Consider the following 12,973-nt stretch of genomic DNA (forward strand, 5'->3'; position numbering starts at 1 on the left):
ATTATTTTGAAAATAAAAAAGGGAGTAGAAATTTCTACTTCCTTTCGATTTAAGAATTTGTGATTGTAGTTTCAATTGTATTTTGAATAAGCACTTTATACGATGAATCTTCATTACTTGTAAATACATTATATACCGTATTATCAGTATCCGTAAATGTATTATTTGATTTAACCCAGTTATCACTTGTATTATCTACTAAACCTTTATCTATTAAATTAACCATATCGTTAGATCCTGCAGTAATTTTTAAGATATGATCTGTTGACTTAATTCCAGTGTCCACATGAGTAATTCCTGCTTCTTGAGGAGTCATATCCATAACATCTGATAAAGTTAATTTAGTTAATAAATTTGCACTTGTATCACTTGATAAATCAATTTTTTCAATATTTTTTATTATTGAATTATCTAAATTAGAGAAATCTATATCATCCCCATTCATTAATTTTAATACATCATTTCCTGCTCCACCATCAATTAATTTTTCAGTTCCGTTATAATCTATAGTATCATCTCCAGCCCCAGCTTCAATTGATACTATAAAATCTTTATTTACTGTAATTGTTGATGAATCTGTACCATCTTTAGAAGTTACACTTGCAGTAATGCTATTTAAACTTGATAAATCTAATTGAGTTGAACTAATCAATGTAACAGTTGCATCTCCAGAAGAATTAATATCTATTGTATAACTTCCATCCACATTTGCAGTTAATCCATCAATTGTTACACCTACTGGTAAATTATCAAGAGTTATATCAGATAATGTTTCTCCATTATCAGTCAATCCTGCATCTAATGCAATTGTATAATGATAACTTTCTACACTACTTAAAACTTTAAAATCACTAAGAGATACTGTTTCAGCATCTGCAGTTGAACCTGAAACAAAATTTATTGTAGCTTCACCATTTGAATTTAGAACTACAGTAAAAGTATAATTATCTACATTAAAATCATCATTATAACTTTTAACTAAATTATTACTATTTACTGTTCCATTATAAACTCTAAATGTATCATCACCTTCCCACCTACTATTTGAACGTGCATCAAAACTAACTGTAACAGTTTTATTTGCATATGCACTACCAAGAGAAATAACTTTACTATAAGTATTTCCATCTGCAATAGTTGTATTTTCATATGTTGCAACTGGAATTGGATTTAAAGTAGAAACTACTTCAACATCTGATATATTCATATCAAGCGTTGGAGTTGATGCTGTATCATCAATATCAACATTTATTTTTACATCAAAACTTGTTGTATCTCCATCTTCATCAGAAGCAAAAACTTTGAAAGATTTTTCTAAATCTTGTATAAATTTATCTGCACTTGTTACATATGTATATGCACCATTTGAGAAATTAAATGTCAAAGTTCCATTCCAGTTATTTATTGTTACTGTATTATTTGATGAAGTATAATCACTTGCATTATATGTTGTACCATTTACTTCTATTGCATCAATAGAAATTACGCCATTTCCTCCACTAATAGTACTATATGCATTTCCACTTATTTGTTCACTTGCAAGGTTAACTAAAATATTACTTAATTGATACTCATCTGTAATTACTATTGTAGTATTTCCTTGTTCAGCAGAAGCAAGAGCATCTAAATAAGTAGTACTAAATCTTCCACTATTTACTGCAATTACATTTAATTCATCTACATATGTATCAACAAAAGTATTCCATGCTGTTTTATAACTTGTATCTAACCAACCAGATTCAGAATCTGTACCAACATTAAACCATACATCCCTTCCTTCATTATTTTCAGATGTTGGCGCACCATCAGAAATAAAATATGCAACAGTTTTATCTGCTGTAGGCTCTGTATAATTACTATATGTTGCAGAAACACCTGCCTCATAATTTGTAGAATTTCCAGTATTTAAACTATTTACAGTAGCTATTGCACTATTTACATCATTTAGAATCCAATCATATGAAGTTCCACTATCACTAAATGTTACAAGTTTTACATTAACAATATAATTATCAGCATATGCATTTAACATATTTTTAATTGCATCTTTTGCTAAAGCTAATCTTTTTGTATCATTAATATCATCATCCATACTACCTGAAAGATCTAATGTTATTACAACATTTACTGTCTCTCTAGTATCGCCTAAAGTCATATCAAATACTTTATCTGTACTTTCAGGAATTAAATCAACTTTATTAAATTGCACATCAAAATCTGTACTATTTTGATCATTATCTGCATCAGTTATTGTTGCTGTAAAATTCATTGACAAATCTTCATTAAATATTACAGTTTCGCTTACAGAATAACTAAAAGCTACTTTTACACTTGTTGTATTTGTACCATTAAATCCAGTTGTTACTCTAACATAATCAATCGCTTCCCCATTTGATAAAGAAACAGAATAAGACGATAAATTTCCACCTGTATAAGTGTTTGAAATAGGAGTAAGGCTCTTGTCACTATTTACAATAAAATCACCATGAACACTATCTAATAATATAGTTTGTTTTGTTGTTCCATCAACTCCTGTTAACTCTATATAAATAACATCTCCCGTATTAAATGAGTTTTCACCTGTTCCTGTAAAATTTAATGTTATTAAATTTGTTTCATTATCAGGATTAAAATATAAAGACTCACTTGTATATACTCCATTTTTGTAATAACTCTCTAACAAATTATTACTCAATCCAATACCTGTTCCTGAAACATTTATTGTACTACCAACTGTTGTTGATGAAATAATATTAGTTGTTGTTGAATTAACATAATTAACTAATGTTAAACTATTACCTTCAACTTCTGCGTAAATTTTTGCACTATATATATCTTTTGTAACTGCATCTTGATATTCAACAATATAAGTATCAGTTGGACCTGATGCTTTGATACTACTTGAAAATTCATTATAACTAATCTCTACAGTTTGAGGTAAAGAAGCTGCAACCACTTTATAAGTACCATTATCATTAAGTGTCAAATCAAAATTATATGTCGTTCCATTGTAGACAAAAGTTCCACTTCCAGTATTTGAACTATTATCAAAAGTAAAAGTTGTTGTTGGAATTAAAACATTATTAACTTTAACCCAATTTAACTCAACATCTGCACCTAATGTCATTGAATTATTATCTGCACCTATAGTCTCTGACCAAGTTCCTATTGCAATAGTTGGAGTTGTTGTATTATTTATTGCATCTGTGAAGTTTACTGTTGGTACATCATCTTTAATAGTAACAGTTAATGTATCTGCTGCTGATGTATCTCCATCTGAATCTTTTACAGTTACACTAAACGTATCTTCGATTCCATCGATGTTTGCACCTTGTGTTGTATGCTTTAGTGTATTGTCACCTAAAGTATAAGACCAACTATATGCACCATTTGTATTAGTAACTGTTAATAAACCATATGTACCTTGTACTGTTCCACCATTTGTTACATCTGTTGTTCCAACGAATACTTGTGAAACTGAATCATTTCCTGTTGTAATTGTAAATGTTCCTGTTGTTGTCTCAGCTGTACTTAAAGGAGTAGAACCATCTGATAATGCAGCCTCATCAACTGCTCCAGAAGTTGTTGTAATTGTTGGAGTTGAATCTGCTGCTAATGTAACATTTACTGTTGCTGTATCTATATCTCCATCTTTATCTGTAACTGTGTAAGTAAAGCTATCTGTTCCTTCTTGACCTGCTGTTGGAGTATATGTGAATGTTCCATCATTATTGTATACAACTGTTCCGTTTGTTGGTTGTGTAGAAACATAAACTTTTGTAGTATCTGTCCAATCTACACCATCTGCACCAGCTGTTACATCTCCTTTTATATCTACTGTTACTGCTGTATCTTCTGCTGGTGTTAATGCATTTGTATGATCAACTGCTGTTACAACATCATCTTTAATAGTAACAGTTAATGTATCTGCTGCTGATGTATCTCCATCTGAATCTTTTACAGTTACACTAAACGTATCTTCGATTCCATCGATGTTTGCACCTTGTGTTGTATGCTTTAGTGTATTGTCACCTAAAGTATAAGACCAACTATATGCACCATTTGTATTAGTAACTGTTAATAAACCATATGTACCTTGTACTGTTCCACCATTTGTTACATCTGTTGTTCCAACGAATACTTGTGAAACTGAATCATTTCCTGTTGTAATTGTAAATGTTCCTGTTGTTGTCTCAGCTGTACTTAAAGGAGTAGAACCATCTGATAATGCAGCCTCATCAACTGCTCCAGAAGTTGTTGTAATTGTTGGAGTTGAATCTGCTGCTAATGTAACATTTACTGTTGCTGTATCTATATCTCCATCTTTATCTGTAACTGTGTAAGTAAAGCTATCTGTTCCTTCTTGACCTGCTGTTGGAGTATATGTGAATGTTCCATCATTATTGTATACAACTGTTCCGTTTGTTGGTTGTGTAGAAACATAAACTTTTGTAGTATCTGTCCAATCTACACCATCTGCACCAGCTGTTACATCTCCTTTTATATCTACTGTTACTGCTGTATCTTCTGCTGGTGTTAATGCATTTGTATGATCAACTGCTGTTACAACATCATCTTTAATAGTAACAGTTAATGTATCTGCTGCTGATGTATCTCCATCTGAATCTTTTACAGTTACACTAAACGTATCTTCGATTCCATCGATGTTTGCACCTTGTGTTGTATGCTTTAGTGTATTGTCACCTAAAGTATAAGACCAACTATATGCACCATTTGTATTAGTAACTGTTAATAAACCATATGTACCTTGTACTGTTCCACCATTTGTTACATCTGTTGTTCCAACGAATACTTGTGAAACTGAATCATTTCCTGTTGTAATTGTAAATGTTCCTGTTGTTGTCTCAGCTGTACTTAAAGGAGTAGAACCATCTGATAATGCAGCCTCATCAACTGCTCCAGAAGTTGTTGTAATTGTTGGAGTTGAATCTGCTGCTAATGTAACATTTACTGTTGCTGTATCTATATCTCCATCTTTATCTGTAACTGTGTAAGTAAAGCTATCTGTTCCTTCTTGACCTGCTGTTGGAGTATATGTGAATGTTCCATCATTATTGTATACAACTGTTCCGTTTGTTGGTTGTGTAGAAACATAAACTTTTGTAGTATCTGTCCAATCTACACCATCTGCACCAGCTGTTACATCTCCTTTTATATCTACTGTTACTGCTGTATCTTCTGCTGGTGTTAATGCATTTGTATGATCAACTGCTGTTACAACATCATCTTTAATAGTAACAGTTAATGTATCTGCTGCTGATGTATCTCCATCTGAATCTTTTACAGTTACACTAAACGTATCTTCGATTCCATCGATGTTTGCACCTTGTGTTGTATGCTTTAGTGTATTGTCACCTAAAGTATAAGACCAACTATATGCACCATTTGTATTAGTAACTGTTAATAAACCATATGTACCTTGTACTGTTCCACCATTTGTTACATCTGTTGTTCCAACGAATACTTGTGAAACTGAATCATTTCCTGTTGTAATTGTAAATGTTCCTGTTGTTGTCTCAGCTGTACTTAAAGGAGTAGAACCATCTGATAATGCAGCCTCATCAACTGCTCCAGAAGTTGTTGTAATTGTTGGAGTTGAATCTGCTGCTAATGTAACATTTACTGTTGCTGTATCTATATCTCCATCTTTATCTGTAACTGTGTAAGTAAAGCTATCTGTTCCTTCTTGACCTGCTGTTGGAGTATATGTGAATGTTCCATCATTATTGTATACAACTGTTCCGTTTGTTGGTTGTGTAGAAACATAAACTTTTGTAGTATCTGTCCAATCTACACCATCTGCACCAGCTGTTACATCTCCTTTTATATCTACTGTTACTGCTGTATCTTCTGCTGGTGTTAATGCATTTGTATGATCAACTGCTGTTACAACATCATCTTTAATAGTAACAGTTAATGTATCTGCTGCTGATGTATCTCCATCTGAATCTTTTACAGTTACACTAAACGTATCTTCGATTCCATCGATGTTTGCACCTTGTGTTGTATGCTTTAGTGTATTGTCACCTAAAGTATAAGACCAACTATATGCACCATTTGTATTAGTAACTGTTAATAAACCATATGTACCTTGTACTGTTCCACCATTTGTTACATCTGTTGTTCCAACGAATACTTGTGAAACTGAATCATTTCCTGTTGTAATTGTAAATGTTCCTGTTGTTGTCTCAGCTGTACTTAAAGGAGTAGAACCATCTGATAATGCAGCCTCATCAACTGCTCCAGAAGTTGTTGTAATTGTTGGAGTTGAATCTGCTGCTAATGTAACATTTACTGTTGCTGTATCTATATCTCCATCTTTATCTGTAACTGTGTAAGTAAAGCTATCTGTTCCTTCTTGACCTGCTGTTGGAGTATATGTGAATGTTCCATCATTATTGTATACAACTGTTCCGTTTGTTGGTTGTGTAGAAACATAAACTTTTGTAGTATCTGTCCAATCTACACCATCTGCACCAGCTGTTACATCTCCTTTTATATCTACTGTTACTGCTGTATCTTCTGCTGGTGTTAATGCATTTGTATGATCAACTGCTGTTACAACATCATCTTTAATAGTAACAGTTAATGTATCTGCTGCTGATGTATCTCCATCTGAATCTTTTACAGTTACACTAAACGTATCTTCGATTCCATCGATGTTTGCACCTTGTGTTGTATGCTTTAGTGTATTGTCACCTAAAGTATAAGACCAACTATATGCACCATTTGTATTAGTAACTGTTAATAAACCATATGTACCTTGTACTGTTCCACCATTTGTTACATCTGTTGTTCCAACGAATACTTGTGAAACTGAATCATTTCCTGTTGTAATTGTAAATGTTCCTGTTGTTGTCTCAGCTGTACTTAAAGGAGTAGAACCATCTGATAATGCAGCCTCATCAACTGCTCCAGAAGTTGTTGTAATTGTTGGAGTTGAATCTGCTGCTAATGTAACATTTACTGTTGCTGTATCTATATCTCCATCTTTATCTGTAACTGTGTAAGTAAAGCTATCTGTTCCTTCTTGACCTGCTGTTGGAGTATATGTGAATGTTCCATCATTATTGTATACAACTGTTCCGTTTGTTGGTTGTGTAGAAACATAAACTTTTGTAGTATCTGTCCAATCTACACCATCTGCACCAGCTGTTACATCTCCTTTTATATCTACTGTTACTGCTGTATCTTCTGCTGGTGTTAATGCATTTGTATGATCAACTGCTGTTACAACATCATCTTTAATAGTAACAGTTAATGTATCTGCTGCTGATGTATCTCCATCTGAATCTTTTACAGTTACACTAAACGTATCTTCGATTCCATCGATGTTTGCACCTTGTGTTGTATGCTTTAGTGTATTGTCACCTAAAGTATAAGACCAACTATATGCACCATTTGTATTAGTAACTGTTAATAAACCATATGTACCTTGTACTGTTCCACCATTTGTTACATCTGTTGTTCCAACGAATACTTGTGAAACTGAATCATTTCCTGTTGTAATTGTAAATGTTCCTGTTGTTGTCTCAGCTGTACTTAAAGGAGTAGAACCATCTGATAATGCAGCCTCATCAACTGCTCCAGAAGTTGTTGTAATTGTTGGAGTTGAATCTGCTGCTAATGTAACATTTACTGTTGCTGTATCTATATCTCCATCTTTATCTGTAACTGTGTAAGTAAAGCTATCTGTTCCTTCTTGACCTGCTGTTGGAGTATATGTGAATGTTCCATCATTATTGTATACAACTGTTCCGTTTGTTGGTTGTGTAGAAACATAAACTTTTGTAGTATCTGTCCAATCTACACCATCTGCACCAGCTGTTACATCTCCTTTTATATCTACTGTTACTGCTGTATCTTCTGCTGGTGTTAATGCATTTGTATGATCAACTGCTGTTACAACATCATCTTTAATAGTAACAGTTAATGTATCTGCTGCTGATGTATCTCCATCTGAATCTTTTACAGTTACACTAAACGTATCTTCGATTCCATCGATGTTTGCACCTTGTGTTGTATGCTTTAGTGTATTGTCACCTAAAGTATAAGACCAACTATATGCACCATTTGTATTAGTAACTGTTAATAAACCATATGTACCTTGTACTGTTCCACCATTTGTTACATCTGTTGTTCCAACGAATACTTGTGAAACTGAATCATTTCCTGTTGTAATTGTAAATGTTCCTGTTGTTGTCTCAGCTGTACTTAAAGGAGTAGAACCATCTGATAATGCAGCCTCATCAACTGCTCCAGAAGTTGTTGTAATTGTTGGAGTTGAATCTGCTGCTAATGTAACATTTACTGTTGCTGTATCTATATCTCCATCTTTATCTGTAACTGTGTAAGTAAAGCTATCTGTTCCTTCTTGACCTGCTGTTGGAGTATATGTGAATGTTCCATCATTATTGTATACAACTGTTCCGTTTGTTGGTTGTGTAGAAACATAAACTTTTGTAGTATCTGTCCAATCTACACCATCTGCACCAGCTGTTACATCTCCTTTTATATCTACTGTTACTGCTGTATCTTCTGCTGGTGTTAATGCATTTGTATGATCAACTGCTGTTACAACATCATCTTTAATAGTAACAGTTAATGTATCTGCTGCTGATGTATCTCCATCTGAATCTTTTACAGTTACACTAAACGTATCTTCGATTCCATCGATGTTTGCACCTTGTGTTGTATGCTTTAGTGTATTGTCACCTAAAGTATAAGACCAACTATATGCACCATTTGTATTAGTAACTGTTAATAAACCATATGTACCTTGTACTGTTCCACCATTTGTTACATCTGTTGTTCCAACGAATACTTGTGAAACTGAATCATTTCCTGTTGTAATTGTAAATGTTCCTGTTGTTGTCTCAGCTGTACTTAAAGGAGTAGAACCATCTGATAATGCAGCCTCATCAACTGCTCCAGAAGTTGTTGTAATTGTTGGAGTTGAATCTGCTGCTAATGTAACATTTACTGTTGCTGTATCTATATCTCCATCTTTATCTGTAACTGTGTAAGTAAAGCTATCTGTTCCTTCTTGACCTGCTGTTGGAGTATATGTGAATGTTCCATCATTATTGTATACAACTGTTCCGTTTGTTGGTTGTGTAGAAACATAAACTTTTGTAGTATCTGTCCAATCTACACCATCTGCACCAGCTGTTACATCTCCTTTTATATCTACTGTTACTGCTGTATCTTCTGCTGGTGTTAATGCATTTGTATGATCAACTGCTGTTACAACATCATCTTTAATAGTAACAGTTAATGTATCTGCTGCTGATGTATCTCCATCTGAATCTTTTACAGTTACACTAAACGTATCTTCGATTCCATCGATGTTTGCACCTTGTGTTGTATGCTTTAGTGTATTGTCACCTAAAGTATAAGACCAACTATATGCACCATTTGTATTAGTAACTGTTAATAAACCATATGTACCTTGTACTGTTCCACCATTTGTTACATCTGTTGTTCCAACGAATACTTGTGAAACTGAATCATTTCCTGTTGTAATTGTAAATGTTCCTGTTGTTGTCTCAGCTGTACTTAAAGGAGTAGAACCATCTGATAATGCAGCCTCATCAACTGCTCCAGAAGTTGTTGTAATTGTTGGAGTTGAATCTGCTGCTAATGTAACATTTACTGTTGCTGTATCTATATCTCCATCTTTATCTGTAACTGTGTAAGTAAAGCTATCTGTTCCTTCTTGACCTGCTGTTGGAGTATATGTGAATGTTCCATCATTATTGTATACAACTGTTCCGTTTGTTGGTTGTGTAGAAACATAAACTTTTGTAGTATCTGTCCAATCTACACCATCTGCACCAGCTGTTACATCTCCTTTTATATCTACTGTTACTGCTGTATCTTCTGCTGGTGTTAATGCATTTGTATGATCAACTGCTGTTACAACATCATCTTTAATAGTAACAGTTAATGTATCTGCTGCTGATGTATCTCCATCTGAATCTTTTACAGTTACACTAAACGTATCTTCGATTCCATCGATGTTTGCACCTTGTGTTGTATGCTTTAGTGTATTGTCACCTAAAGTATAAGACCAACTATATGCACCATTTGTATTAGTAACTGTTAATAAACCATATGTACCTTGTACTGTTCCACCATTTGTTACATCTGTTGTTCCAACGAATACTTGTGAAACTGAATCATTTCCTGTTGTAATTGTAAATGTTCCTGTTGTTGTCTCAGCTGTACTTAAAGGAGTAGAACCATCTGATAATGCAGCCTCATCAACTGCTCCAGAAGTTGTTGTAATTGTTGGAGTTGAATCTGCTGCTAATGTAACATTTACTGTTGCTGTATCTATATCTCCATCTTTATCTGTAACTGTGTAAGTAAAGCTATCTGTTCCTTCTTGACCTGCTGTTGGAGTATATGTGAATGTTCCATCATTATTGTATACAACTGTTCCGTTTGTTGGTTGTGTAGAAACATAAACTTTTGTAGTATCTGTCCAATCTACACCATCTGCACCAGCTGTTACATCTCCTTTTATATCTACTGTTACTGCTGTATCTTCTGCTGGTGTTAATGCATTTGTATGATCAACTGCTGTTACAACATCATCTTTAATAGTAACAGTTAATGTATCTGCTGCTGATGTATCTCCATCTGAATCTTTTACAGTTACACTAAACGTATCTTCGATTCCATCGATGTTTGCACCTTGTGTTGTATGCTTTAGTGTATTGTCACCTAAAGTATAAGACCAACTATATGCACCATTTGTATTAGTAACTGTTAATAAACCATATGTACCTTGTACTGTTCCACCATTTGTTACATCTGTTGTTCCAACGAATACTTGTGAAACTGAATCATTTCCTGTTGTAATTGTAAATGTTCCTGTTGTTGTCTCAGCTGTACTTAAAGGAGTAGAACCATCTGATAATGCAGCCTCATCAACTGCTCCAGAAGTTGTTGTAATTGTTGGAGTTGAATCTGCTGCTAATGTAACATTTACTGTTGCTGTATCTATATCTCCATCTTTATCTGTAACTGTGTAAGTAAAGCTATCTGTTCCTTCTTGACCTGCTGTTGGAGTATATGTGAATGTTCCATCATTATTGTATACAACTGTTCCGTTTGTTGGTTGTGTAGAAACATAAACTTTTGTAGTATCTGTCCAATCTACACCATCTGCACCAGCTGTTACATCTCCTTTTATATCTACTGTTACTGCTGTATCTTCTGCTGGTGTTAATGCATTTGTATGATCAACTGCTGTTACAACATCATCTTTAATAGTAACAGTTAATGTATCTGCTGCTGATGTATCTCCATCTGAATCTTTTACAGTTACACTAAACGTATCTTCGATTCCATCGATGTTTGCACCTTGTGTTGTATGCTTTAGTGTATTGTCACCTAAAGTATAAGACCAACTATATGCACCATTTGTATTAGTAACTGTTAATAAACCATATGTACCTTGTACTGTTCCACCATTTGTTACATCTGTTGTTCCAACGAATACTTGTGAAACTGAATCATTTCCTGTTGTAATTGTAAATGTTCCTGTTGTTGTCTCAGCTGTACTTAAAGGAGTAGAACCATCTGATAATGCAGCCTCATCAACTGCTCCAGAAGTTGTTGTAATTGTTGGAGTTGAATCTGCTGCTAATGTAACATTTACTGTTGCTGTATCTATATCTCCATCTTTATCTGTAACTGTGTAAGTAAAGCTATCTGTTCCTTCTTGACCTGCTGTTGGAGTATATGTGAATGTTCCATCATTATTGTATACAACTGTTCCGTTTGTTGGTTGTGTAGAAACATAAACTTTTGTAGTATCTGTCCAATCTACACCATCTGCACCAGCTGTTACATCTCCTTTTATATCTACTGTTACTGCTGTATCTTCTGCTGGTGTTAATGCATTTGTATGATCAACTGCTGTTGGCAGAGCATCATTCACAACAATATCAAACGTACCAGTAGCTGTATCTCCATCAACATCTGTTACAACATAATTCACAGAAAAATTTATATTATCTTCAGTTGTGCCATCAGGATGATTTATTGCAGCTATTTGGTTAACATCATAAGTATATGTTCCTCCAACATTATTTAATGTAATAGTTATAACAGGTACACCATTTTGAATAACAGTCATTATATTACCAGTTACACTTGATGTAAATCCAAAAGAAGAATCAGCTGTAATACTACTTAAAATAACACTACCTGCTCCATTTTGACCAAAATTAACAGATAGAGGATTTCCAATACTATCAATACTTAAAGTATCATCATCTAATGAAACATTCGGATTTATACCAGTTGTAGGAACATCATCTATAGGTAATACTTCCTCTTCAACTAGAAGTGGTCTATTATCAACAACTTCATCTATAGTAGTTGTTGTTATAACAGTATCTCTTAAATCAGTAACAATATTTGTTTCACCTGCTGTTCTATCTTCAAGTCTTACAGGAATAAGCCCAATAGCTTCTGTTCCTTGATCACCACCTGCTGCAGGAGCTTCTTGATTAATTTGACTTTCGATTTGTTCTGGTGTTAATGTTGCTTCTGCTGTTTGTACAGGATTTTCTTCTTGTACTCCATTATCACTTTGAGATAATAAATCAGCAACTGTTTTATCTTCAACTACTGTATCCTCTATTAGTTCTCCTGCTAATAAAGTAATATCAAATAATTGCTCACTATTTCCAAGAATTTGTATTTCTTGAGAATTATCAGAAAGAGCTACTTTGATTGAGTTAGAATTACTATTTGATGAACTTCCAATTATTACATCACCTTCTTTAAGAATATCTCCTACTTTAGCAATTACAACCGTTCCATCTGGATGTTTAATAAAAAATGATCCATCTTTAGATGTTATTGTACCTATTGTGTTAGCCATAGTCTCTCCTTTTAATTTTTATATAACGTAGTATATATCTTTTAGAAA

Annotated in this window: 1 protein-coding gene; it reads right to left on the reverse strand. The window is 33.7% G+C overall.

What is annotated here, in order from left to right; genetic code table 11:
• Nucleotides 1-49: 49 nt before the first annotated feature.
• Entirely contained in the window at nt 50-12,925 is a 12,876-nt protein-coding gene (locus tag ACBT_RS01450) for a beta strand repeat-containing protein (protein ID WP_176325384.1), read from the reverse strand.
• Nucleotides 12,926-12,973: the final 48 nt, after the last annotated feature.

Origin of the sequence: Aliarcobacter cibarius (assembly GCF_013372265.1) — a bacterium.
Classification (GTDB): Bacteria; Campylobacterota; Campylobacteria; order Campylobacterales; family Arcobacteraceae; genus Aliarcobacter; species Aliarcobacter cibarius.